Genomic DNA, 26,065 nt, shown 5'->3' on the forward strand with positions numbered 1-26,065 from the left:
AAATTAAGACAAAGGTAGGATTATATCTATCAGTTTGATGGCAATGAAGGGAGCAACGATACCGCCAAGACCAAAGATGAAGATGTTACGACGTAGCAGTTGATCTGCTGTTAAAGGTAAAAACTTCACCCCTCTGAGTGCTAGCGGAATTAGTGCCGGAATAATCAGAGCATTGTAAATCAGCGCCGAGACGATCGCAGATTGGGCACTCTTTAATCCCATAATATTAAGTGCGCCGATTCCTGCGGCGGCGAAGATAGTAGGGATGATTGCAAAATACTTGGCGATATCGTTAGCAATGGAGAATGTTGTCAACGCCCCACGAGTAATTAGCAACTGTTTACCTATGGTTACTAAGTCAATTAGCTTTGTGGGATCTGAATCTAAGTCCACCATGTTAGCAGCTTCTTTGGCAGCTTGCGTCCCAGAATTCATCGCCACACCCACATTTGCTTGAGCCAAAGCAGGTGCATCGTTCGTACCATCCCCGGTCATTGCCACCAGTTTACCCTGAGATTGTTCCGAGCGAATCACTTCAATTTTGTCTTCTGGAGTCGCTTCAGCAATGAAATCATCCACCCCAGCTTCTTCGGCAATCACCGAAGCGGTAATCCGATTGTCACCTGTGAGCATGATCGTGCGAACACCCATGCGGCGGAGTTGGTCAAATCGCTCCTGCAAACCGGGTTTGACAATATCTTTCAGGTAGATGACACCATAAATTTTGTCATCTTGGCAAACAGCCAAGGGTGTACCGCCCAACCGGGAAACTCGCTCATAAGCTGCATCTATATCATCAGGAACGTTACCGCCACGAGAACGGACAAATCCCTTAATGGCATCCACTGCACCTTTGCGGATTTGTTTACCATCGGGTAAATTCGTGCCACTCATCCGGGTTTTGGCAGAAAATTCTACACCTTCGGCTTTGTCAATGTTAAAGTCTACCCCAGCCTGGGATTTTTCGGCTAAAATCACGATCGATTTTCCTTCTGGCGTTTCGTCAAACAAGCTAGCAGCTAAGGAAACTCGCGCCACATCTATTATTGAGTGGTTATCCAGGGGAATAAACTCGTCAGCCATCCGATTTCCCAAGGTGATCGTGCCCGTCTTATCCAGCACCAAGGTGTTGATGTCACCGCAAGCTTCTACTGCTCGACCAGAGGTAGCGATAACGTTAAACTGGGCAACTCGATCCATCCCGGCAATACCGATCGCACTAAGTAAACCACCGATAGTTGTGGGAATCAAAGCTACCAATAGCGAGATGAGAATCGCAACGCTAGCACCCGCCCGTAAACTGTTCCCCGCCTCAACACCAAAGGCTGTACTGATAAAACTGGCGATGTAGCCGACAAATGGGGGCATAGTTGCCACCACAATCAAGAATACTTGCGTTAACACAGCCAACAATACCGTCAAAGCAATCTCATTGGGAGTCTTGCTGCGTTCTGCCCCTTCTACCAAGGCAATCATGCGATCGATAAAGCCTTGACCGGGATCGGCACTGATGCGAATTGTCAACTCGTCGGAGAGTAGGCGTGTACCGCCTGTCACTGAACTGGCAATATCTGTACCTGGTTGCTTCAATACCGGGGCAGATTCCCCAGTGATTGCCGACTCATCCACCGAGCCGATGCCTTTAATTACATCTCCATCGGCGGGAATCATATTATTTGCACTGACTTTTACCAAATCGCCCCGTCGCAGTTCTGTAGAATTGACTTTTACTATCGAACCATCAGGGAGGATTTTATTAGCGATCGTATCCGATCGCGTCGATCTTAATGAATCAGCTTGTGCTTTCCCGCGTCCTTCAGCTACAGCTTCGGCAAAGTTAGCAAAAACAAGGGTGAAAAAGAGAATAAAGGTAATCAACCCGTTTAAAACGCGTTGTTGGTTAACATCAGCTTGGATTGTGCCAAACAAATTTGGGTTTAGGGTAACAAGCAAGGTGACAATTGTCCCCACCCAAACAACAAACATTACTGGGTTTCTGACAGTAATTCGCGGATCGAGCTTGACAAATGACTCACTAATTGCTCTTTGATAAAGTCCCCGCATATCAGCTTTGGGAGTGTGTTTGCGCGAGTCACGAGTTCCAGATGGAATACGGGAGGAGGGAGAATCAGTAGTAATTGGCATACATTAAATTTTGAGAATGGGGCATTGGGCATTGGGCATGGGGCATGGGGCACTTGTACTGAGCGAAGTCGAAGTATTGGGCATTGGGCATGGGGCATGGAGAATAGGGGATGAGTTTTTAATACTCGCCGACGAGTCTTTGATACTCGCTGACGAGTCTTTAATACTCGCCGACGAGTCTTTGATACTCGCTGACGAGTCTTTAATACTCGCCGACGAGTCTTTGATACTCGTGAATGAGTCTTTAATACTCGCCGACGAGTCTTTAATACTCGCCGATGAGTCTTTGATACTCGCCGACGAGTCTTTGATACTCGCCGATGAGTCTTTAATACTTGCCGACGAGTCTTTGATACTCGTGAATGAGTCTTTGAACTCCGTTGATGAGTGCAATTTCTCCCCCGCTCCCCCACTCCCCACTCCTCAATCCCTAGCCGATACCTTTAGCGATAAAGAAAGCTTCACCAATGGGGCCTAATGCTAAGACTGGGAAGAATGTAAGTGCGCCCAGGATTAAAATCACGCCTGCGGTAACGCCTGTAAATAGTCCGGTATCGGTTCGCAATGTACCAGTTGTGTAGGGAACAGCTTGTTTGCGAGACATACTATCTGCTAAAAACAGCAAACCGATGATGGGAATATAGCGTCCTGCAATTAAACTGAAGCAGGTACTCAAGTTCCACCACAAAGCAGTTGCAGTGGTTTTTGTACCTGTAGCTATCGCCAAAGGAGACGGTTGTGAATCTCCCAAACCTTCAAACCCAGAACCGTTGTTAGCAGCAGCCGAGGCGTATTCATAGATAACTTGAGCAAAGCCGTGGAATCCGGGATTGCTAATTCCTGATAATTGATCGGGAAACGCCAAGGCGATACCTGCGGGAATCATAATTGCGATCGGGTGAACTAGGAGAATTAAAAAACTAGCAAGTACAACCTCGCGCTTCTCAATCTTGCGTCCGAGAAATTCGGGTGTGCGTCCCACCATTAATCCTGTAGCAAACACAGCCAGAATCAGGTAAGCAAATAAATAAGCGGTTCCCGTACCCTGTCCCACCCCAAATAATTTGCAAGAACATATTGGAAAGGGTAATAAAACCACCGTTGGGCATGAAAGAGTCGTGTAAACTGTTGACTGCGCCGCACATCGTGCCAGTTGTAGTTACGGCAAACAGCACAGATTGTGCCCAACCAAACCGGACTTCTTTGCCCTCTAAATTTGGTTGCTGACTACCCAGTAGTCCATTCACAGCCGGATTGCCGTTGTATTCACCAATGGCAGTAACGATGATAAATACTAAATAGAGAATGCCTACCATACCGTAGACTAACCAAGCTTGCTTAGTGTTATTCGCAAACAACCCATAAGTGTAGATTAGGGAAGTAGGAATCGAAAGCATGGCGACAATTTGAATCAAGTTAGAAAATCCATTGGGATTTTCAAAGGGGTGTGCCGAGTTGATAGCGAAAAAGCCGCCGCCGTTTTCTCCTAATTGCTTGATAATTTCAAAATGAGCAACAGGGCCACGAGCGATCGCTTGACTAATATTCGCATCTTCCAAAGTGGGGAATACAACCGCACCCCCCAGTGTTTCGGGAACACCAGCTGCCATAAGAGCGATCGCGCCCACAATACAAATAGGCAGTAAAATTCGGGTAATCGAGCGAATTAAATCTACATAAAAATTGCCCAACGATCTACCAGTCAATCCCCGAATAAAGGCAATCCCTACGGCTAAACCAGTAGCAGCAGAGGTGAACATATGATAACCAAGTCCCCACATTTGGCTGCCATAGCTCATGTAGGTTTCACCAGAATAGTGCTGCTGGTTAGTGTTAGTAATAAAAGAAATAGTCGTATGCAGCACTGTATCCCAAGTTGGCGCATCTATCTTAGTTGGGTTTAATGGCAGCCATCCTTGATTCATAATAATCAAGAAAATCAGCAACCCCATTGCGACGTTGCTGTATAAGATTGCCCGCCCATACTGCCAGCCGGTCATATTTTCTTTGGTTTTAACGCCAACCAAAGCATAAAGCACTCGCTCAACCGGATTCAAAATCGGGTCGAGAAAAGTACTTTGCTCTAGGTATACTCGCGCCATATAGCGCCCAAAAACAGGAGTAATTGCTACTACAATTAGTAGCGTTAATATAATTTGAATCCATCCTTCTAGCATGAGTTAATCAAACTCCAATCTAAGTAAATTTGAGATAAATATCAAATATTTTCTTGTTATGAAGCGGAAATATTTATGATTTATATCGGCATCATTATTAACTAACCAACCTATAAATATGGGCTTTCTAAATCAATCATGGAGCTTTTTTTGAAAGAACACAAGGTATAAATTGATATTTAAACTAGGTTATATAAGAAATATATGTTTCTATGTATAAGAGTGTTTATCTATATATATATCTGCAAATATACAAAGACGGCTAAACCTCGTCTGCCTTGAGAACTGTAGTTTTGTAGGTTGGGTGCAGCGATAGCGTAACCCAACATAAAATTTGGTGGTAATGTTGGGTTGCGTTTCACTCCACCCAACCTACATTCCTACTTAAGAATCTAAAAAGGGTGGTTATAAACTGCAACGATACAAACAAAACCACGATTTACGCGCAATTCGTCAAAAAGCTTAATTAATCAAACCACTTTCTCTACGAGATGCTACGCGTTACTTCTTGAAAGATTTTACAAAATACCAAATTAACCTAAATATGGATATTTGGTAACATTACATTTCAATAATTGCATCCAATATTTGGTAGCGTTTTTTTGAGTTATTTCTATATCTCGCAAATTATGACCTTTGCCTACAACTAACATATAATATGTTAGTTGTAGAGCTATAAATAAATAATTTAAACCCAAAGGTTTGAAATGTTGCCAAAATAGGTGATATATAACTTGAGATTTCTGTCTATGGCGAAAATGTATCCACCATTTTGTTTGATGTTCGGCTATACTTTTTTGTAGACCTAATATTGCCTCAATCTCTATAAATTTATCTTTGACTTGATTATAAAATTTTATTTCTTTTTCAATTTCTCCAGCCTTATATGCTAAATCAGCATCATCAGATAACTGATAGGCTTCACTAATTAAATGACCAACATTTTCTGCTTTTTGTCGATCGTATCCAAGTTTAATATATATTTGAGTTGCTGCTTCTGCCAATTCAGCAAATTTTTCAGCATCATGTAGCCAATATATTTTTGTTTGTAGTTCTCCTAAAGTAGCAGCTAGAGTATGATTCATCAATGTTGGCTTGGTTGGCTTGAGATATGCTTTCGATTATCTAACTTAAAATTAAACACTAAAATATAGCCTTTTGAGCGTCTGAACTTAACTCGCTCCAAAATTAGAAAAATCAGATTACCTAGTGCTACTCTGATATATTAGATTTAGCCGATCTTTTTATCCACCAAACTCATTAACTGCTTATCCAGTTCGATGAGGTAATCTCTACCGTAAGCTCCATTCTCTAACCCTGTGACAAGATGATTGGGAATGTCTTGAGTAATTTCCTCGCTACAAGAACCAGCAGCCAAAGCGATCGCGGCTACTGTATCTACATCCCCAGTAAAAGCGATACAATCTTGTAAAAGTTCGCTCATGCTGTCATTTCGCATCACCGCAGTAATCGCTGCTCTGACACTCATCCAGCCTTTGGACTTGACTTTACCTTCCCACGGTTTATTCCACTCTCCAGATACATAACCTTCCAGAAACCGTCCTAATTTGCGTTTTGCTCCCAGTCGATAAATAAAATAATGCGACATTAAGGCAGCCGCAACGGCAGCATTGATCCCATCGGTTGTATTGTGGGTAATTGCGGCTTGAATTGTTGCCGCCTCAATGACTTTTTCTGGTGTGGGATAGATGCCAATGGGTGCTGCACGCATTGCTCCCCCGCTTTTGTCACTATCAGGGTTAATTTTGGTTAAAAACTCTTCTCCATCCTGAATTTCTAGTAGAAAATGGTAGAATCTTCGAGCATAACCTTCTCTTTGGTCGCGTTTAAAAGCTCTAACAAAACTATCGGCTAAAACTGCTGGCGTCCACGGCGCTTGAGCGACAATCACTTCCGCAATGGCAATACTCATCTGGGTATCGTCGGTGTAGCTGCCAGGATTGAGTCGAAAACGCGGATGTTCGACGTATCGACTCAAATCGTTGTTAGCGATCGCTTCGTCTGCATATTCAAAGCCTGCACCATAGGCATCTGCAATCGCTAACTCTAGCAGCATAAGAAAAGAGTATTAAATTAAAAACGGACGCGCCAGAAAAAAGCTAGAAACCGATTTAGCATCTACCGCCTCTCCCTCCAGAATCGCTTTTTCTAATTCTTCAGGAGTCATAAACACAGTTTCGATATCCTCGTCTCCATCTTGTGGTGGTGGTGTCTCCAGCTTTTCTAAATCTCGTGCCAGAAAAGCATAGATAATTTCATCAGAATAACCAGGAGCTAGGAAAAATTCGCCTAATTTGTCCCATTTTTGGGCACTATAGCCAGTTTCTTCGGCAATTTCACGTTGTATTGTTTCTAAAGGCTCTTCTTTTCCTTCCAATGTCCCCGCCGGAAATTCTAATATCCGTCCCTGAATTGCAAAACGATACTGGCGCACCAGTATAAGTTTACCTTCCGATGTAACTGGTACAGCTAGGGCACCGCCAGGGTGACGAATACATTCCCATTCTCCTTCCGATTTATTCGGCAAACGCAAGCGATTAACTTCAAAATCAAACTTGCGTCCTTTATGAAACAGGCGTTGTCTTAGCAGTTGTGGTAATTCTCTACCTAATGGCATAGTAAAATCTGATTATCTGTGAATACAGAGGCAAAATCAGTGTTCTTCTGCTTTTAAGGATGGTAATTTTAATTGTCCATCCATAAATGTACATCAGAACAGTCTACCTCTTTCAGCAGCTCTTTAATCACACACCCGGAAACTGGTTCTATCCAATCTGGGGCAATTTCTGCCAGCGGGACTAACACAAAGGCGCGATCCCGCATTCGTGGATGAGGAATCTGAAGATTTGGTGTATCCAAAGTAATGTCATCATATAATAACAAATCCAAATCTAGGGTTCGTGGTCCCCAGCGTTCCTGACGCACGCGCCCAAATTGTTGTTCAATTCCTAACAAAATTTCTAATAACTCCTGGGGGAGTATTTCTACCTGCAATGTGACGCAGCCGTTGAGGTAATCTGGCTGTGGTGGCCCGACAGCTTTGGTTTGATACCAATGGGATCTGGCTTCTAAAAGAATACCTGGCGTTTGGGCTAAAGTCTCTATAGCTGCTGATAAAATTGTCTGAGAATCGCCAATATTACTACCAAGAGCAACGGCGCTTCGTCTTAGCTTTGCTTCGTCGTAGCCAGGTATAGACATTATACTTTCTGAAATCAGCCGTTTTCGGGCTGTCTTTGCGGATACTTGTCAATAGCTTTTAGATTCGCAGTAGTTATCAAAATTACCGCATTTTTTACAAAACTAAATTAACCAAATTTAAAAAACATTATTTTCTAGTGAATTCAGTTAATTATTTATAGGATATTATACTAACACAATGGTAGTGCTATAACCCCAAAGTTGATTGATGGTGGTTATAATTACTTACTACTTTGAGCGAGGAACTGACGTGGGGAAGCTTACCTCCTGGTTCAAGCGAAGACCAACTAATTTGAGTGACTCTGGACGAGGAGGAACGAATGAGAGCTTACCACCAGCACATCTGGCGCAGACGAGGCAGTTACTGAGCAAAATGAAAATTTTACCATCTAGAATGAGGGTCAATCGGGCAACTGGCGCTAGACCACTCTATCGCCGCTTCTGGTTTTGGGCAGGTTTGGGTATTGGTGGTGGGATAGCTGCCTCGATCTACGGCATCAGTTTAATAGATCGGACTTTGCCAGATCAGTCCGAGTTGAATGCTGTGTTGCGAGAGCAAACACTGACCATTAAAGCTGCTGATGGCACAATATTACAACAACAAGGTGAAACGGCCAGAGAACAGCTACAGCTAGAACAAATACCAGATAATTTAAAAAAAGCTTTTATCGCCTCAGAAGATAGAAGATTTAGGCAACACAATGGAGTCGATCCGCAAGGGATTGTCAGAGCGGGTTTGAATAATTTGCGATCGCAAGGTGTGGTAGAAGGTGGTAGCACCATCACCCAACAGCTAACGCGGATTCTCTTTTTGAAACAAGAGCAGACAATCTGGCGCAAACTCAAGGAAGTCCGCCTTGCCCAAAAAATGGAGCAAGAATTAACCAAAGATCAGATTTTAGAGCGTTACCTAAATCTGGTTTATTTGGGATCTGGAGCTTATGGTGTGGCAGATGCATCCTGGGTATATTTTAGTAAAACGCCAGACCAGCTTTCCCTTGCAGAAATGGCTACGATTGCTGGATTAGCTCCTGCTCCTAGCTTGTACGCCCCAGACAAAAATCCCGAAGCGGCGAAACGGCGGCGGAACTTGGTATTGCAACGGATGCAAGAAGATAAAGTAATTACACCAGAACAAAGGCAGGCAGCAGCCCAAGAACCATTAATTCTCAAAACCAGTTTACCTAAGCGACTGGAAATAGAATCACCCTACTTTACCAGCTACATCCAAAAAGAATTGCCGAAGTACGTTTCTCCCAACGTGCTAAAAAGTGAGGGATTAGTAGTAGAAACTACGCTGAACCCGACTTGGCAGAAAGTCGCAGAAGAGGCGGTTGCCAAAACCCTGCGAAATCAAGGACGCTGGGAAAACTTTAAGCAAGCGGCAATGGTGGCTATAGACCCCCGAAATGGTGAAATTAAGGCAATGGTGGGGGGAAAAGACTTTGGTAAAAACCAGTTTAATCGAGTTACCCAAGCACAACGGCAGCCAGGATCGACATTTAAAGGGTTTGTATATGCCACTGCGATCGCTACCGGTAAAAGCCCCTACGATAGCTACGAGGATGCACCCTTTGTTGTAGACGGCTATGAACCGAAAAACTATAGTGAAAACTTCCACGGTTCAATGAACATCCGAGATGCCCTTACCCGCTCTGTTAATATTATTGCGGTGAAGGTGTTGATTGATGTGGGATTTACACCAACGATTAAACTTGCCCATGATATGGGGATAAAATCTGAACTCAAGCCCACCTACTCCTTGGCTCTTGGTTCAAATGAAGTCAATCTGCTAGAGTTAACCAGCGCCTATGGTAGTTTTGCAACTCAGGGATTGCACGCAGAACCTCATGGTATTACCCGCATCCTCAACCGCCAAGGCAAAGTCATCTGGTCAGCTAATTTCAAGTCAAAACGCGCCCTTGACGCTGACAGTGCCGCCATCATGACTTGGATGCTACGCAATGTCGTCGAAGCAGGAACCGGTGGTGCTGCCCAATTAGATAATAGACCAGTTGCCGGCAAAACCGGCACCTCCGACGAAGCCCGCGATTTATGGTTTATTGGCTACATTCCTCAGATGGTGACAGGGGTATGGCTAGGTAACGATGACAACCGCCCCACTTATGGCAGTAGTAGTAGTGCCGCTTACACTTGGCACGAATTTATGGAAAAAGCGGTAGAGGGGATGCCTGTAGAAAAGTTTCCCAAACGACCCAAGTTAGAGGGTCGCAAAGGCACTATCAAAGCCCAGTCTATCAAGCCCAAACAAGTGCTGAATCGTTCTATTGCCTCTAAAGATGATGATGACTCAGAAGGGGAAAGTGCGAGAAATTCTAATTCTGAGGAGAGTGGTTCATCTCGCAGACGTAGAAGAAGGAGAAGCTATTCTCAAGAAGAACAGCAATCGAGCGATTATACTCCAAGACGGAGAAGACGCGATCGCAGCGAATCAAGTTCTAGTAACTCTTCTTCAGAATCATCTACTCCACGGCGACGTTCTAGAAGAGTAGAATCTGATTCACCCCCGCCTCGAAGAAGTCGGCGAGAGTCGTCTCCTGCAAATAGTTCTGGTTCTTCAGGTTCTTCATCGTCACAACCATCTTGGCGGGAAAGACTTAGACCTTCTCAACAGTAATGGGAAGTGGGCATTGTTGATACTATGCACAACTTGGTAGGGGGCAGGGAGCAGGGGAGCAAGGGGACAAGGGGACAAGGTGACAAAAGGTGAGAACTTACAACAAGTCTCAATACTGCTCGGTTAAGCATTTTTAAATCGGAATTGGGTTTGGGGAAAAGGTTAAAGGGTAAAGGTTAAAAGTTTTTTCTTTCCCTTTTCCCCTTCCCCTTTTCCCCTTAACCGACAAGTATTGCAACAAGTCTTTTCCCTTGTCCCCAAGTCCTCTTTAGTCAATCAGACTCAATCTCAGAAGTCAAAAGATAAAAACGCCGAGTTAAAAGCACTGCACCCATAAGTAGCCCTAGTACTAAACCCAACCATAAACCTATAGCACCCCAGCCGAAAGTGAATGCCATTAGATAGCCCCCACCTAGACCTACTATCCAGTAAGCGAACATAGTAATTAACACTGGCACTTTGGTGTCTTTCAACCCGATTAAAGCACCAGCAGCAATAGTCTGAATAGAATAAAATATTTGGACTATTGCCCCCGCAGCTAGGAAAGAAGTTGCCGTTTTAACTATCTCGATATTATCTAGATTACTGGTATCCAAATACATTGCCACAATATAGTTGGGAAACAGCCAAAAAATTAGTGCCACAATACTTACAAAAGGAGTAACAAGCGCAATACAGACTAATCCCGCTATGCTTGCACCCTTGAAATCCTTTTGTCCCCTCAACTGTCCTACTCTCATCGTGACGGCATAGGAAATACCTATAGATACTGTTTCGACAAAACTTTCTGTCTCGACGGTAATTTCATGTGCTGCTAACGTCTCTGTTCCAAACCACCCCATCATTAAAGCAGTGGCAGTAAATACTCCAATTTCTGCTCCATACTGCAACCCCAAAAACCACCCAGTTTGGAAGATATCTATAAACATATCTTTATCGAACTGATGCAAAGCACAATCAAGCTGATAGTCTTTAAAGTAGTTATCAAAGCAAATCCAACTAGCGGCAGCGATAAAATTTAGCCAAAAAATGAGTGTGCTTCCCCAACCGATACCGGCTAAACCAAGGGCTGGTAAACCAAATTTACCGAACATTAGCAGGTAATTAGCAACCGCATTTAATAGTAGTCCAGCTACCGTAATTACTGTTAAGAATTGGGGACGATTGAGGGCAGAGCTAACTTCTTTTAAGATACAAAAACCGAGTGCAGCCGGAAAACCCCAAACAATAGACCGCAAATATGTTTGAGCTAATAATACATTGCTTTCTTCTTGACCAGTTAACAGCAGAATATAGTCAAAGTGCCAAATGATAAACATCACAGGTAAGCACATTGTCACGGCTAACCAAATTCCTTGACCGGTAGCACGGCTCACTTGGTCTATCTTTCCTGCACCAAAAGCATTGGCGACACTCACACCTGCGGCTGAAAGAACAGAACGACAAACGGAAGCTAGGGTAGAAAAGGTAACAGCACCTAAAGCACCCGCAGCTAAAGCTTGGCTGTTAAGTAAGCCCATCATCACCCCATCCAATAAAGGAATGCCTGCTTCTAATATTTGAGTAATTACCAAAGGAACTGCTAATAGCAGGCAGGCTTGGACTTCTAATATCAGTTCTGACTTAAATTCTTTTGAGGTTAACTCCATTGGGGCGCTAAAAAAGCAATACTGAATACATTAAGATATATTAACGCCACAGGTGTAATCAACTCAAGCTATTAGCGATCGCCTCTCCAAAAATTGTGTTTCCTAACCCCATTTCCAGCAGATGACAAGTTATTGACTATCTTCAACTGTCACTAATAGCACATTGTCAACCTGGGTAAAAGTGATGCTTTTGACCAGGCTTTGCTATTACCTATGTCCAGCTTTAATGTACCAGCATTTATGGTTGTAATAACAGTATTGTAGTTAGTATTGAAAGTAATACCTATTAGTAATTAGCTAAACAGATATCACTATAAGACTCATATTTGATTGGGTGAAAAAACTCAGTACATCTTAAAAAGCTTTCTTTCCTGTTCCCTATTCCCTGCCTACACAAGTAAATTCTCCGAATCAAACCGGATTCCCGTATGAGTTGTGAATTTTGAATTAAAAAATTGCTTGAACTCAACACTCACAACTCATAACTTTCTAAGATTATCGCGTTGGTAGTTGTGGGTGTGTGGTCGAGTACTTTGTCACTACGCCAGAAATTTCCGGGTTGTAAAGCCTTAGATAATTCCAGTAGTTACCAAATACTTGCCGCACATAGTTTTTAGTTTCATCAAAGGGAATTTCTTCAACAAACTCATCTGGATCTTTTGTAGTTAGAGTTTGCAACCATTTAGAGACATTGCCGGGGCCAGCATTGTAACTAGCGATCGCCAGCAAGGAGTTATTGTTATATTGATCGTGAGTATGACCCAAATACCATGTACCCAGCATGATGTTATCGTTGGGATTTTCTAAGTTGATTGTTTTGAAATCCACTTTGATTTGTGGGGCGATCCATTTAGCCGTACTCGGCAACAGTTGCATTAAACCAGTAGCATCAGCGACAGATTTGATTTTTGGTTCAAACCGTGACTCTTGACGCATCAAAGCAGTTACTAGCAAAGGATTAAGTTTACGGTCAATAGACCACTTTTCAATCTCTCGCTGATAGGGAAATGGATAACGCGCTTGCCAGTAGGTGATTTGTTTACTTAGAGTCTGATATTGGGCAAGTTCGGCTGGTATTTCTCGGTCTTCTAATTTAGAAATTTCATCAATTCCGATAAGATTTTCTCCCCTTGCCTGCCGCACCAACCCTTCAGTAAATTGCTCTGCTACTGTTGGCTGAATTTTGTTCTGAAATTCTGTTTGCCATTGTAACCAGGCATCGCGGTCTTGACCTAGCAGATACAATTCTTTGAAAGTTTCAGAACCAGCAGGCGGTAATGGACGCTGGGGTGCGATTACTTCCGGGTTCATGACGCGCACGTTGTCAAAGTTGCCGACATTTAGCCCCAACATTGTCGCGGCTCGCCACGCATAGTAAGAGTAGGGAAACTGGCTAACCACATATTCATAAGCAGTTTTAGATTCTTGCTGTTTCCCCAGTGCAGCCGCCCATTTACCTACCCAAAAGCCTGCTCTTGGAGCCAAAATGCTATTGGGGTTATTAGTGACAATTGGTTCTGCCCATTGCCAAGCACCGACGTAATCTTTGGCTTCGGCTTTATCTTGGGCGATTTTCCAACGGTATTCTGCGGCTTCGTCAGAGTTACCGTATTTACTTATGAGTAATTGCCACGCCGCGCTAGCTGACTTTTGATCCTTGAGAGTTTGGATTTTGGCTTTTTGTGCCAGTGCAGTAGCAGCTTGTTTGGGAAATTTATTAATTGCCTGGTCAAGATAGGGTAAGCCGTCTTTAGGTGTTTTTGCGGTTTCTGCTAATCTCAGTAGTGCCGTCCCAGTTTCCTCACTATTGGGAAATTGCTGCACTAATTGTTTATAGGTGGCGATCGCTTTTTCTTTATCTTTGCCTCCCACCTGTAAGCCGCGTGCAGTACGGTAGAGGTTGCGCGATGTTTTGGGTGCTTTGGCGTAAGCATTAGCCGCTTTCAAAAATTGACTATTTTCCCAATAGCTAGTACCAATGAGTTCCCAATCTTCGGGTTTGAGGGTAGTCTGTTTTGCTAACTGATCCAAAACGCCCACTATACCTGGTTGATCGTAGGCATACTTAGCCAAAATCAATTGTAATTGTGGCTGATTGGGATTTTCTTGTAAGCGTTTGCGGATAATTTCCCAAGTTAGCGGATTGGAAGGAAATTGAGCGATCGCAGTTTCTTGTTGCTTCGGTTGGGCAATTAGATATAGCGCTTTGACTGCGGCTGGTTCTTTGGGATACTCTTTTATCACCCTTTGCCTGAGATCCGAGGCTTTACCGTCCTCGCCCAGCATATCCTCTGCCTGGGCTTGTTTGAGCAAAATGTAGGGCGCGAGGAGCGGATAGTCTTTCTCTAGTCCTTGGAGTAAAACTAGAGCTTTTTGCCCTTGGGTTCTTTCAATATAATCACTCGCCAAAAGATAACGAGCGCGATTCCGATCTGGCGATCGCGATTCGGCAGCGATCGCTGCTAGTTTTGCCGCCCGTTCTGGCAGCGATTGCGATATCAGCCCAAAAACGGCTGATTGGGCAACACTACCGTCCGATCTTTGCTCTGCTTGATTCTGACTCAGTTTGAGCCATTTCCCCAGAGACTTGCCAATCTGAGGTGCTGATACCATTGCCCCAGCTAAAAAGGCAAACAGTGCCGCACCCGCAATTATCGAAATTTGCTTTTTCTGTAGTTTCTTCAGCATGAATACCCGCTGAAAAGTTTCGGTGAATTTCTTGAAACTCTAACACTCCTAACCATCAGTGTTACCAATTTTTAATTTTAGATTTTTTATTTTATGTAGAAAAATACTCATTTTCAATCTTTCAGTTGGTAGTATTGAGTAATTAGCACATATTAAATCCTATTACATCTATCTTGGGTATATCTTAAAGATGGTAGGAGGTAGCCCTTAGTTGGGGATTCGACTTCTACTAATTTGGTACGACTGAATTCCCTTACCCTACAAGAAGTTGACACGACAGTGCAAATCTGAAACTCTTCTCTCGATAGATAAATTACGTCGCCACCACTTGTGTATTTTCCAGTTTTGTCGGGTGTGTTATCGCCTCAGTCTAACGCACCGTCAGGAATTGTCGTGCGTTATGGACTTTAGTTTTAACGCACCCTAGCAAATTAAAGCTAATGTAGAGCAGGTTTTGAAATTTGCGCGTACACCGTTGCCGAAACAGTAAGATAAATGGAGCGAAGTTTATTAGTATACATTAATACTTAACAAATATTCTCTAAATTCCCCATCGATCGCATTCTGAATTTTGACTTCTGACTTCTCATTTAAGTTTTTCGTGAGCAGCCAAAATAATTTTTTCGGTTTCTTCCCAGCTAATACATTTGTCAGTTACAGAAACACCATATTTTAATTCTTCTTGTTTACCAGTAATCGGTTGACTACCTTCATACAAATGCGATTCCAGCATCATGCCAACAATTGATGTATTACCGTCCACTATTTGCTGAATAATATTTTCTAAGACAGCACCTTGTAATTTGTAATCTTTATTGGTATTACCGTGGCTACAGTCGATAACAATTCTCGGTGGTAAATTTGCCTGTTTTAATTTCTCTTCTACCAGTTTGACATTTGCTGGATCGAAGTTGGGTTGACTACCACCCCTTAAAATTACGTGACCGTAGCGATTACCTTTAGTTTGAAAGACGCTGACTTGACCGTTTTGATTAATTCCCAGAAAATTATGCGGGTTTCCAGCAGATTGTAGGGCATTCAAAGCTACTTGAATATTGCCGTCAGTACCGTTTTTAAAACCTACAGGCATCGAAAGTCCACTGGCCATTTCGCGGTGAGTTTGTGATTCAGTTGTGCGTGCGCCAATGGCAGACCATGTAATCAGTTCGCTGATATATTGAGGGATAATTGGATCTAGCGCTTCTGTACCAGCAGGTAATCCCAACTCTGTAATTTTTAATAGTAGCTCCCGTGCAATTAATAAACCTTTCTCTACATGGAAAGAATCATCCATATCTGGATCGTTAATTAACCCTTTCCAGCCTACAGTTGTTCTTGGTTTTTCAAAATACACTCGCATAATTAGTAGCAAGTTATCTTTGACTTGCTCGGCCAATATTTTCAATCTCTCAGAATATTCGAGCGCTGCTTTTGGGTCGTGGATTGAGCATGGCCCAACTACTATAAATTTCCGGCGATCCTTAAAATCGAGGATATCTTCTATTTCTTGTCTATATGCTAAAACTCTTTGTTCGGCTAATTGGGTTAAAGGTAATTTTGACTTGACTTCATTGGGAGTTAATAAAATGCGATCGTTCTCAATATTAGCGTTATCGATATTACTATTAAATAATTTGTTGTGCATGGGGGATGCTTTGGCAATTCTATAGACGCACTTCAACTCAAAAGTGTAACATAAACTGGTGAAATTTTAAAATAGCTTATTTTCTGCTTGACAAATTTCTAATTAAACTGTAGATGAGTAAAATTCTAAGTGAAAAAGGGGAAATATTTTCCCCCTTTTGTTTGCTATTAGACTACCGACTAAGCAGTAATGTAGATCGTTACTGCCATACAAACACCTTAGCTTCGTATGGCCCCAAGTCAGTTATGATACCATCATCACCAGCTTCGACATCATAATTGCCTGTCCACTCGTGCCATGTACCAGCACTAGGAAAGTTAGGAACGTGATAGTCAGCTAAGAAGTTTTCTGAGAAATTTGCAATTACGACTACACGAGAACCTTCATCATTCCAACGAGTATAAGCTAATACTTTTGCTTCAGGATTTTCGTGGATAAAATCGATATTTTCTGTGTAGAGAGCGTGATTGCTTTTCCGCAGGTTGGTTAAGCCTTTGTATGATTCAAATAAACTACGATTTAGATCGTTACCTAACAGCGTCCAATCAATTTTGGATGATTCAGGTTGTTTAGGTTTATACTCGCCAAATTCTTCTCCCATCCAAATCAAAGGCACACCAACAGCAGTCATTAGGATGGCTACTCCTAATTTGACCCGCCGAAATGCTTCTTCGTCAAAAATCTCACGGTTCCCCAGTTCAACCATGACATGATTATGGTCGTGGTTGGTGAGATAATTTACTACATTGGTAGCACCCAAAAAGCCTTGGCGCTTGCAGTCAATCACATCTTTGAGACGCTCTAAATCAAATGTATCACCGCAAATGTGTTCTAGAATGCAGTGATAAAAACTATCATGCCAGCAGCCATCCATTGGCCCATCTACATTGGTAATGCTAGTAGTTTCAGGAATGTGTTCGGCAACATTATAAAAAGGCTTCATGCTAGCAGTTTTTTTGGCTTCCTGAACAATCCAGTGCATGAAGTCGTAGTTAGCAATTTGCCGCGCCGCATCATAGCGAATACCATCAAGATGATATTCTCCAATCCAAAAACGAATTGTATCACCAATAAATTTCCAGGCTGGTTTAATATCTAATTTTTCATCATAATGTTCGTAATTAAACTCAGGCCCCCAATTATTGTCAGGGTCACGAGGCTCGTGATGATACCAGTAATCGTGGTCAATTTGTGTTAAAGGAGCAGATGCTTCTGAGTGATTGTAAATTCCGTCAATAATTACACGAATGCCTCTACCATGACACTCATCAATCAAATTTTTTAACTCAGCAGTAGAACCATAACTTGATTCTGTTGCAAAGAAGTGACGGGGATTATAACCCCAACTATAATCACCAGGATATTCTTTCAGTGGCATCAACTCAATAGCGTTGATTCCCAGTTCACATAAATAGTCTAACTTTTCAACTACGTGTTTGTACTTGCCTCGTGCATAAGGGTCGTCCTCGCCACCAGAAAAGTCACCGACATGCAATTCATAAATTACTAATTCGTGGTCAGCAGGTAAAGGTTTATCATCATGTTGCCAAACATAAGTATCGGTAATCCTTTGCCCATCTTTTATCCGGACAATACCATCATCTTTTCCACTTTGTTCATCTATATCAGTTGCATAAGGATCTGTAACATCAACCCATTGCTCTGGTTCAAAAAACCATGAATTTGATTGAACGCGGAATTTATATTTATAAACGCCGTCTTCTAGCTCAACACTTGTACGAAAATAACCATCATCACCTTTTTCCATTGGAATTTCTTGCCAATCAGAAAAAGAACCAATTAATGCTGCTCCTTTGTTATAAGGTGCAAATAAACTAAATTCAATTGGCTTTGCCATAGAAGTGTTTGTAATATCAAGGGGTAATAGAAGTATTTTCTGATACTAATTTAATTTACAAATCGTTCTAGAGAAATAATTAGCTCGGCAGTGCTTCTATCTTCAGGAATAATTTATGAATTATTTATAAAAATTAACAATATGTTTTTCATTTTTGGCTGTTTACAGTATTTATTCCTTGGCTAAAATACAGATTTACTATGTAGTAAATCTCGTTTATAAACATAATATGTTTTTAACACTATTATATATACAGCAGTTTTCTTTTGGATGAATGTAGTACAAGTTACGGATTTGAAGACAGAAGGTAGAGGTAGAAACTGTTTATATCTGATTTATCATTCTACGTTTTGTACCTTCTTGACTTACAAATTACTGTAACTATAAAAAAATCATTAAATAAAACCAATTGTTTTTTGAGATTGAAACATAGCAGATATATTTGGTAAAAATTAGGATGTTTTTTACCAAATATATCCTGTAAAACTACTCTTTTTTGTTGACTTGTTGTAGATAACTTAATAACCAATTTGCTGCCGTTGCCCTACGAGTTTGCCTAGGCCCAAATTCTCCAATTTTGTAACCTTTGAAACCCAGTTTGTCTTTTAGCATTTGTTTATTTTCAGCAGGAATGGAACGAGTCAACTTGACAGTTGCGGGGCGAGATGCAATGAAATCTGGTGGTTGTGGGTACTCATTATGCCATTCTGGTGCAACTTGGTTAGTATCCCATTGTGCAATTGAGGAGTCATAGCGATAACCTAAATAATGCCATAGCAACTGATTGACTGTGGCATCATCAAGTTTATCGTCAAGAATTGCCCAAATTGTTTCTGTATTAAGTGGTGGCAGGTTAGACATAAACAATTCAAAATTCCAAGTGGAATAACTGACTACTGTTTAAATTACAGCAGTTTTCAGGTATTTAGACTAGGACTTAAATTAGGAGTAGAGTAGTTTAATTACTTGAAAAGCGCTGGAAATATACAAAAACTAGTAGGTATTAAGAAAGACTGGAATTAATTTCGCGAGTTGGAGTTAAAAACAGATTGTGTATACACAAAGTAGGTAGACTGGATATCGTAAAGATTAGACCAGTCTATGCAGAATTCTACAGCACTGCCAAAGATTATCCGCGCCCATGTATTCATTTCTGGGCGAGTCCAAGGAGTGGGTTATCGCTATTCCACTGTCGATACAGCTAGGCAATTGGGATTAACCGGTTGGGTGCGGAATCTCCCCGATAATCGAGTAGAGGCAGTTTTTGAAGGGGTGCGAGAGGTTGTAGAGAACATGGTTCGCTGGTGTCACTCCGGGCCACCTGCTGCTGTAGTTAAAGATGTTGTAGTTGAATATGAGGAACCGGAAGGGTTACAGGGATTTGAAGTGAAGCGGGTTGAGTAAATAGTTAGTCATTGGTCACTTGTACTGAGTTTCGACTGCACGGTAATCGAGCGACTTGTACTGAGTTTCGACTGCGCGGTAATCGAGCGAAGTCGAGATTCAACTACCGCGTAGTCGAAGTAAGTCGAGATTCAACTATCGCTTGTCGATCGCTCATTGGTTAAATACAAATAAATATCCTAGTGTAATGTCTAAGCTGTGTAAAAGGGTTTGTAGTAAGCACGAAGTGCTTAAAAATAAGGACTAAAGTCCTTACTACGAGCTTGTTTACCCATCAATTTCAACTTGACAGACCGCTATACCGACTGTGAAAAATTTTGATTACAATGCAGATGTCAACTAGGCGGCGTGCTGTCTATCCACGTAAATCCAGAAGATACTCAATGAGTAATCAATTAAAAGACTACAATCCCAGCGGCGTAGGTGAAATAAATGGCAACCTCTTAGGTTTGCCCTGCGATTATGAGTCTGCAAACTTGATTGTTTTTGGTGTGCCGTGGGAAGTCACTGTTTCCTATGGTGCAGGTACTGCTAATGGCCCACAGCGAATTCTAGATGCTTCAACTCAATTAGATTTGTTCGATTTCGATCACCCTGATGGTTGGAAGCAGGGAATTTTTATGGAAGAAATTCCCCAAGATATTTTAGAGAAAAACACATACTACCGCGCTTTGGCAGCAAAAATTATCGGGCGATTAGCCGAAGGTAAACAACTTTCAGATACACCAGATTTAACATCTGTCCTCACAGAAATTAATCAGGCTGGTCAACAGGTTAATCAATGGCTGTTTGAAAATTGTCAGGCAGCAATTAATAATGGAAAGCGAGTTGCAGTCATAGGTGGAGATCACAGTTCGCCTTTAGGTTATTTCCAAGCATTAGCAGCTAAATATCCAAACTATGGCATTTTGCACATTGATGCTCACGCAGATTTACGCGATGCTTATGAGGGATTTGAGTTTTCCCATGCGTCGATTATGTTTAATGCGATGAAAATACCGCAAATTACTAAGTTAGTGCAGGTAGGTTTGCGTGATATTAGTCATGATGAAGTGCAAATGATTGACGAATCTGATAGTCGCATTATTGCTTATTACGACCCAGCTATTAAGCAAAAGCTTTACTCTGGAACAACTTGGCTTGATTTATGCCGAGAAATTATCAATCATTTACCGGAGCATGTTTACATTAGCTTTGATGCAGATGGTTTAGATCCAAAACTCTGTCCGAGTACAGGTACTCCTGTTCCAGGTGGGTTGGAATTAGAGCAAACATTTTGTCTGTTCCGGGAATTGGTTAATAGTGGGAGAAAAATTATTGGCTTTGATATCTGCGAAGTCGGGGATGGTGAGTGGGATGGTAATGTTGGGGCGCGGGTAGTTTACAAGCTGGCAAATTTGATGGATTTATCTCAGCAGAAAATATAAACGATAAAATTTTGGCAGAGTGGCAATGATACTGAACTCAAGGCGATGACAACAGCAAATCCCGTCTCTGACCCTCGAAGAATTCCTCAAACTGCCAGAAACCTACGCCTTGCCACATCAAAGTTTTTAACACTGGATTTGACAGTTGAGCAGGTTTTTGAGTGGCTAAGACCAATTCGTAATTCGTAGTTAGAACACGAATTGTCGAGTTCTAGCTATTTTCAGGTATTTGAACCATACCTGTCGAAGGGGCGCAAGGCCTTGCGCCCCTTCCGCGTGGTCTATTTACCTGAAAATAGCTGTAAAAGCCTGATGGTTGGAGTTCAGAAGTTGGAAGTTGCACCTTTTTGCTCGGACTGTCGAGTTCAGAAGTTGGAAGTTGCGCCTTTTTGCTCGAACTGTTGAGTTCAGAAGCCGGAAGTTGCAGTTTGGAATTTAAGTTGTTGAGTAAAAAAGCGTAGGCGTAGCCTATCAAAGACATCGCTTTGTCTTTTTTGGGAATTGGCTAATAGCGATCGCAAAATAATTTCCTTTAATATCTGTAAAGTTAGTAATCCTGAATGGGATAACAATCTAGGTGCGCGGCTTGTTTGCAAGCTGGTGAATTTGATGGATTTATCTCAGTAACGAACCGCAGTGCGATCGCAGAGAATAAATAAATATTCTCCATTTGGGCTTTTATTTTAGGAAAATTAACTTACATACTCCCATACAGCTATTTAATTAAGTAGATTCAAGAATATGTCTAATCCAGTTAAAGTATTTTTTTCCTACTCCCACAAAGATGAAGCGTTACGTGACGAGTTGGCAACTCATCTGAGCATGATGAAACGTCAGGGAGTGATTGAAGCTTGGCACGATCGCGAAATCAGTGCTGGGAGTGAATGGGCAAATGCCATTGATGACAATCTTGAAGTTGCAGATATCATTCTGCTGCTAGTGAGTGCTAACTTTCTGGCTTCAGATTACTGCTATGACAAAGAAATGACACGGGCAATGGAGCGACACGAAACGCGGGAAGCTCGTGTAATTCCGATTATTCTTAAGCCGTCAGACTGGAATGGTGCGCCTTTTGGGAAACTGCAAGCATTACCCAAAAATGCTAAACCTGTCACAAGCTGGCAAGACCAAGATGAGGCTTTTTTAAATGTCGCTCAAGGGATTCGCAGAGTAGTTGAGGAAATGGCGAAAACAAAACCCTCCTCCTCAGCCGCTTCTGGAACTACTACACCTGCGACTTCCAGCCTTCCTGCAACGAGTGGGGGTTTAACTGAGCGCCAGCGTCGTAGATTAGAGCAAGAACGGGATTCACTGCAACAACAGTATGACCTGGTTAGCACAAAATTAAGTCGGCTGCGCCAAGCTTACCCCATTGAAACCGATGTATCTACAAAGTTGAAGCTAGAAGTGCAAATTCAGGAAGCCCAAACAGAACAAAATAGATTAGATCGGCAGCTTGAAGAAATCGAGCAAAAACTTTTGTAGTTATATTTTAAAACAGCGACAGTATCGCCATACTCCCAATGAAGTCTATTGAAGTTTTTATTTCTTATCACCAAAAAGATGAAGAACTGCGCGAAGAGTTAGAGAGGCATCTAGCAACTTTGCTGCGGGAACAAACTATTACCAGTTGGCAAAAGCGCGAAATCATCGCTGGGCAAGAGTTTCAGGATGAAATTAATAAGCATCTCAAACGGGCTGGGCTAATTTTACTGTTGGTGAGTCCAGATTTTATTGCTTCAGACTATCACTGGACAGTTGAAGTTACACGAGCCTTAGAACAAAATGCAGCAGGTAAGGCTCGTGTGATCCCGGTATTGCTACGCTATGCAGATTGGGACAATCCTCCCATTGATAAATTGTCACCTCTGCCTAGTAATCGCAAACCGATAAAAAGCTGGACTGACCGAGATGAAGCATTCTTAGAAGTGGTCAAGGGAATTCGGCAAGAGGTGGCGCGATTAGTTTCTAGCTCGAATTACTCGCCCCCCAAAGAAGGTTCAGCAAACCAAGAGCCACTGGCTCTGAAACCCGCAGCAGATAATGCTCCATCTCAACCTGGCAATCAAGTTGAAACTGGCCTGACGCTAGAACTCCCTCTTAGTATTGCTGAGTTGACCTACGGTACAGAAAAGAAGATTGCGCTGGAGGATGGCTCAATTACTGTGACTGTTCCATCTGGTTTTAGTCCTGGTAAGAAGTTGCGGATTCGAGGTAAAGGTAAACTTAACCCGATAACCAATCAAAGGGGAGATTTGTATCTAAAGGCTGTCAGTGTTCAAAAGGTAGAGGTATCGCTGGAGGACTATCAGCAAAAGTTGCGACGATATGAGCAAGAATTAATCAAAGTCCTTCAATGGGAGTATCCACTTAGTGACCACAGCCGTGAAGGATTAAAGAATTATCAGCAGATGCTAAAACTCAGGGATGAGGATGTAACCCTGCTTCAGGAGCAAGTCACTGCACAAGAGCAAGAAAAGCGCCAAGATAAAGTCACAAGCCTAATAAATGAAGCAGATCGTTTAAGGGAAGATAAAAAGTTCGAGGAAGCAGCCCTCAAATACAAAGCAGCCCTCCGTCTTGACCCAAATTCTGTATTCGCTCACAATAATCTGGGGATTGCGCTGTACAAGCAAGGGAAGTTGTCAGAAGCGATCGCCGCCTACCAACAAGCTCTGCAAATCGACCCAAACTTTGCAACCGCTCACAATAATCTGGGGAATGCGCTGTCCAATCAAGGGAAGTTGTCAGAAGCGATCGCCGCCTACCAACAAGCTCTGCAAATCGACCCAAACAATGCAGCCGCTCACAATAATCTGGGGAATGCGCTGTCCAATCAAGGGAAGTTGTCAGAAGCGATCGCCGCCTACCAACAAGCTCTGCAAATCGACCCAAACAATGCAGCCGCTCACAATAATCTGGGGAATGCGCTGTACGAGCAAGGGAAGTTGTCAGAAGCGATCGCCGCCTACCAACAAGCTCTGCAAATCGACCCAAACTTTGCAATCGCTCACTATAACCTGGGGTTAGCGCTGAAAAATCAAGGGAAGTTGTCAGAAGCGATCGCCGCCTACCAACAAGCTCTGCAAATCGACCCAAACGATGCAGCCGCTCACTATAACCTGGGGTTAGCGCTGTACAATCAAGGGAAGTTGTCAGAAGCGATCGCCGCCTACCAACAAGCTCTGCAAATCGACCCAAACTATGCAAACGCTCACAATAACCTCGGGAGTGCGCTGTCCGATCAAGGGAAGTTGTCAGAAGCGATCGCCGCCTACCAACAAGCTCTGCAAATCGACCCAAACGATGCAGCCGCTCACAATAACCTGGGGTTAGCGCTGTACGATCAAGGGAAGTTGTCAGAAGCGATCGCAGAACTAGAAATAGCTGTTCGCCTCGATCCTAGTAACACTCTGTTTCGTGACAACTTAGAGATTTCTCGGAATGAGAAGAAGGGTTTTTGAGGGTGTTTATTTGGTGGGTAAAATATTCTCAATCTTATTCATCTAAACGATGTGCGTTAGCGTAGCTCGTCGTAGACATCGCCTGTTGTTGACGATGCGATCGCTGATAGTCTTGTATGCTTGGAGACATGGCTTTGTTTGTTTTGAGAATTGGTCAATAGCGATCGCCAAATTATTTGCTGTAATCCTGAATGAGATAATAATTTAGGTGTGCGATCGTATTCAACAATTCCTCAAAGTCTGATTCGCTGTGAATATCAGGAGTCAGCGTGTTCATGTCTTTTAGCCGGTTGGTGAGTTGTCCAAATTTCAATGGCAGACTGCTGAGTTGATTATTGTACAGGTCGAGCGATCGTAAGTTGGTGAGTTGGACAATCCACCTACTTATAGCGGTTCCCATTCAGATGCGGTACAACATTACATCAACAGGTGTAGGGGCACGGCAGTACCGTGCCCTTACGGGTGTACTTCACGTAAACGAGAACCGCTATATATGATGTCTGCTTGATTACTTATAATAAAATCTATCCTTGTTCATGTTGGGTTTTGTTCCTCAACCCAACCTACAAATATCATAAGTGTTTAACTAAACCTGATATTAATGAAGCCTAAACTTTTGAGTTCTTAGTTGATTACCGTAAGAGTATAGGGCATTTTGATTGAGTGCATTTTCATCCAGAATTTGTATCAGGAACAAACAATCAGTATATCAGCGTCTGTCTCTATATCTGTTTCAGAACACAGCTACTAAAGTAATTCCAACTGGTGAAGTTCTGGAATTATATACTTTATTGTCCATTAGTGGCTGGATATTATTTTTTAGTTCTATTTTACTATGAAAATCATGCTGAAAAACTACTTTAACAACAATCAAGGGCGAATTTTCACTGCTTTGATTTTGACTGGAATTTTGTCTGTTGCTAGCAGTTTAACACTTGTAAAAGGTGCGGCGGGGGCTTCTCTTAATTTATCGCTAGAAACAAGCAATGAAATTATCAAAGACAATATTAAACCAAACCGTTTGCCACGTCCAGTAGCTAATGCGGTACTGCGCGATTTAGCCCGCAGGCAGGGAATTTCTACTAGACAACTGCAAATTATTAACTACAATCAACAGACTTGGCGCAATGGTTGCTTGGAACTGCCTCAAGCTGATGAATTCTGTACCCAAGCCTTAGTTCCTGGTTGGCGGATTGTGGTATCTAATGGCAAAGAAAACTGGATTTATCATACCAATCAAACAGGTTCCGCAGTCAGACTAAATCAAAAGGCTAATGAAAGTACACTGAATCCTGTGCAAATTCCAGCCAGCGAGTTACCACCACCGTTAGATCGAGATATAGTATTTCGCCAAATCTCCAGTGGGGGTTTTGCTGGCAGAACCTATGAGACTGTTTTACTCAAAGATGGACGACTGATTCGCGTGCGGATTGGTGATGCTAATGATTCTGAACGTAGTGTTCGCCGCGTTTCTGTCCAACAGGTACAACAATTTGTGCGATCGCTAGAACGTTCTCAGTTTAGTAAATTTCGGAATTTGAGTTACCCAGCCCCCAGTGGTGCTGCTGATTATATCACCTACACCCTCACCAGCCAAGAAGGTACGGTTCAGTACAACGATATTTCTCAAAATAACCTGCCAAAGAATTTACAGACAGCAGTCAAAGCCTGGAATCAAATTGTCGCCAGCGCACAATCATAAACTTCATTGATGGAATTGAAGAATAAGAAAGTAGCGGGAACCTAGC

The 26,065-nt window shown here is 42.4% G+C and carries 20 protein-coding genes and 1 pseudogene; 8 read left to right on the forward strand and 13 right to left on the reverse strand.

All coding sequences use genetic code 11. The annotated features are described in order from the left end of the window. Positions 1 to 3 precede the first annotated feature (3 nt). On the reverse strand, positions 4 to 2,145 hold the full coding sequence (gene kdpB / locus NSTCB13_RS21200) for a potassium-transporting ATPase subunit KdpB (RefSeq protein ID WP_448273724.1): 2,142 nt from the start codon (positions 2,143 to 2,145) through the stop codon (positions 4 to 6). Between the two features lie 37 nt (positions 2,146 to 2,182). On the opposite strand from kdpB, the gene NSTCB13_RS21205 reads away from it, so the two are divergent. Beyond that, positions 2,183 to 2,623: a hypothetical protein gene (locus NSTCB13_RS21205; protein WP_448273725.1), complete on the forward strand. Its 441-nt coding sequence runs from the start codon at positions 2,183 to 2,185 to the stop codon at positions 2,621 to 2,623. On the opposite strand, the pseudogene kdpA reads toward NSTCB13_RS21205, so the two are convergent. The 5 genes and pseudogenes from kdpA to folK all read right to left on the reverse strand — a co-directional run bounded on the left by kdpA (position 2,576) and on the right by folK (position 7,544). Beyond that, a pseudogene (gene kdpA / locus NSTCB13_RS21210) lies at positions 2,576 to 4,322 on the reverse strand (potassium-transporting ATPase subunit KdpA). The gene NSTCB13_RS21205 and the pseudogene kdpA sit on opposite strands and share 48 nt — an antisense overlap. Before the next feature lie 533 nt (positions 4,323 to 4,855). Continuing rightward, positions 4,856 to 5,407: a hypothetical protein gene (locus tag NSTCB13_RS21215; protein ID WP_448273726.1), complete on the reverse strand. Its 552-nt coding sequence runs from the start codon at positions 5,405 to 5,407 to the stop codon at positions 4,856 to 4,858. A 146-nt stretch (positions 5,408 to 5,553) separates the two neighbouring features. Next, positions 5,554 to 6,399 carry an ADP-ribosylglycohydrolase family protein gene (locus NSTCB13_RS21220; protein WP_448273727.1) on the reverse strand — a complete coding sequence of 282 codons (846 nt, stop codon included), beginning with the start codon at positions 6,397 to 6,399 and terminating at the stop codon, positions 5,554 to 5,556. Positions 6,400 to 6,411: 12 nt separating this feature from the next. Continuing rightward, positions 6,412 to 6,960 carry an NUDIX hydrolase gene (locus tag NSTCB13_RS21225; RefSeq protein ID WP_445630891.1) on the reverse strand — a complete coding sequence of 183 codons (549 nt, stop codon included), beginning with the start codon at positions 6,958 to 6,960 and terminating at the stop codon, positions 6,412 to 6,414. A gap of 68 nt (positions 6,961 to 7,028) precedes the next feature. After that, positions 7,029 to 7,544, reverse strand: coding sequence for a 2-amino-4-hydroxy-6-hydroxymethyldihydropteridine diphosphokinase (folK, locus tag NSTCB13_RS21230; protein ID WP_448267674.1), 516 nt, complete (start codon positions 7,542 to 7,544; stop codon positions 7,029 to 7,031). Positions 7,545 to 7,794: 250 nt separating this feature from the next. Here folK and NSTCB13_RS21235 point away from each other — a divergent pair, with 250 nt between their 5' ends. Further along, positions 7,795 to 10,182 (forward strand): transglycosylase domain-containing protein, encoded by a 2,388-nt coding sequence (locus tag NSTCB13_RS21235; RefSeq protein WP_448274203.1) that lies wholly within the window; start codon positions 7,795 to 7,797, stop codon positions 10,180 to 10,182. A 272-nt stretch (positions 10,183 to 10,454) separates the two neighbouring features. On the opposite strand, the gene NSTCB13_RS21240 is transcribed toward NSTCB13_RS21235, so the two are convergent. The 5 genes from NSTCB13_RS21240 to NSTCB13_RS21260 all read right to left on the reverse strand — a co-directional run bounded on the left by NSTCB13_RS21240 (position 10,455) and on the right by NSTCB13_RS21260 (position 18,883). Further along, a complete protein-coding gene (locus tag NSTCB13_RS21240) occupies positions 10,455 to 11,831 on the reverse strand; it encodes an MATE family efflux transporter (RefSeq protein WP_448273728.1) in 1,377 nt (458 codons plus the stop codon). A 495-nt stretch (positions 11,832 to 12,326) separates the two neighbouring features. Then, positions 12,327 to 14,519, reverse strand: coding sequence for a transglycosylase SLT domain-containing protein (locus tag NSTCB13_RS21245; RefSeq protein WP_445630888.1), 2,193 nt, complete (start codon positions 14,517 to 14,519; stop codon positions 12,327 to 12,329). Between the two features lie 586 nt (positions 14,520 to 15,105). Beyond that, positions 15,106 to 16,164: a 3-deoxy-7-phosphoheptulonate synthase gene (locus tag NSTCB13_RS21250; RefSeq protein ID WP_445630887.1), complete on the reverse strand. Its 1,059-nt coding sequence runs from the start codon at positions 16,162 to 16,164 to the stop codon at positions 15,106 to 15,108. A gap of 199 nt (positions 16,165 to 16,363) precedes the next feature. Beyond that, on the reverse strand, positions 16,364 to 18,022 hold the full coding sequence (locus tag NSTCB13_RS21255) for an alpha-amylase family glycosyl hydrolase (protein ID WP_448273729.1): 1,659 nt from the start codon (positions 18,020 to 18,022) through the stop codon (positions 16,364 to 16,366). Between the two features lie 486 nt (positions 18,023 to 18,508). Continuing rightward, on the reverse strand, positions 18,509 to 18,883 hold the full coding sequence (locus tag NSTCB13_RS21260; protein WP_448273730.1) for a DUF1823 family protein: 375 nt from the start codon (positions 18,881 to 18,883) through the stop codon (positions 18,509 to 18,511). A 240-nt stretch (positions 18,884 to 19,123) separates the two neighbouring features. Here NSTCB13_RS21260 and NSTCB13_RS21265 point away from each other — a divergent pair, with 240 nt between their 5' ends. From NSTCB13_RS21265 to NSTCB13_RS21275, 3 genes are all read left to right on the forward strand, one after another. After that, the gene (locus NSTCB13_RS21265) at positions 19,124 to 19,426 is read left to right on the forward strand and encodes an acylphosphatase (protein ID WP_445630884.1); all 303 of its coding nucleotides are present in this window, start codon (positions 19,124 to 19,126) and stop codon (positions 19,424 to 19,426) included. 383 nt (positions 19,427 to 19,809) lie between these two features. Further along, positions 19,810 to 20,853, forward strand: a complete 1,044-nt coding sequence (speB, locus tag NSTCB13_RS21270; RefSeq protein ID WP_445630883.1) for an agmatinase SpeB — start codon at positions 19,810 to 19,812, stop codon at positions 20,851 to 20,853. 45 nt (positions 20,854 to 20,898) lie between these two features. Then, positions 20,899 to 21,042, forward strand: a complete 144-nt coding sequence (locus tag NSTCB13_RS21275; RefSeq protein WP_448273731.1) for a hypothetical protein — start codon at positions 20,899 to 20,901, stop codon at positions 21,040 to 21,042. 218 nt (positions 21,043 to 21,260) lie between these two features. On the opposite strand, the gene NSTCB13_RS21280 is transcribed toward NSTCB13_RS21275, so the two are convergent. Further along, positions 21,261 to 21,449 carry a hypothetical protein gene (locus NSTCB13_RS21280; protein ID WP_448273732.1) on the reverse strand — a complete coding sequence of 63 codons (189 nt, stop codon included), beginning with the start codon at positions 21,447 to 21,449 and terminating at the stop codon, positions 21,261 to 21,263. A 145-nt stretch (positions 21,450 to 21,594) separates the two neighbouring features. On the opposite strand from NSTCB13_RS21280, the gene NSTCB13_RS21285 reads away from it, so the two are divergent. Both NSTCB13_RS21285 and NSTCB13_RS21290 read left to right on the forward strand, forming a co-directional pair. Then, a complete protein-coding gene (locus tag NSTCB13_RS21285) occupies positions 21,595 to 22,338 on the forward strand; it encodes a toll/interleukin-1 receptor domain-containing protein (protein ID WP_448273733.1) in 744 nt (247 codons plus the stop codon). 38 nt (positions 22,339 to 22,376) lie between these two features. Beyond that, positions 22,377 to 24,317 carry a tetratricopeptide repeat protein gene (locus tag NSTCB13_RS21290; protein ID WP_448273734.1) on the forward strand — a complete coding sequence of 647 codons (1,941 nt, stop codon included), beginning with the start codon at positions 22,377 to 22,379 and terminating at the stop codon, positions 24,315 to 24,317. Between the two features lie 172 nt (positions 24,318 to 24,489). Here NSTCB13_RS21290 and NSTCB13_RS21295 read toward each other — a convergent pair whose 3' ends face one another. Beyond that, positions 24,490 to 24,717, reverse strand: a complete 228-nt coding sequence (locus NSTCB13_RS21295; RefSeq protein WP_448273735.1) for a hypothetical protein — start codon at positions 24,715 to 24,717, stop codon at positions 24,490 to 24,492. 435 nt (positions 24,718 to 25,152) lie between these two features. Here NSTCB13_RS21295 and NSTCB13_RS21300 point away from each other — a divergent pair, with 435 nt between their 5' ends. Further along, positions 25,153 to 26,019, forward strand: a complete 867-nt coding sequence (locus NSTCB13_RS21300) for a hypothetical protein (protein ID WP_448273736.1) — start codon at positions 25,153 to 25,155, stop codon at positions 26,017 to 26,019. Positions 26,020 to 26,065 lie beyond the last annotated feature (46 nt).

This window comes from Nostoc sp. DSM 114160 (genome assembly GCF_053470305.1).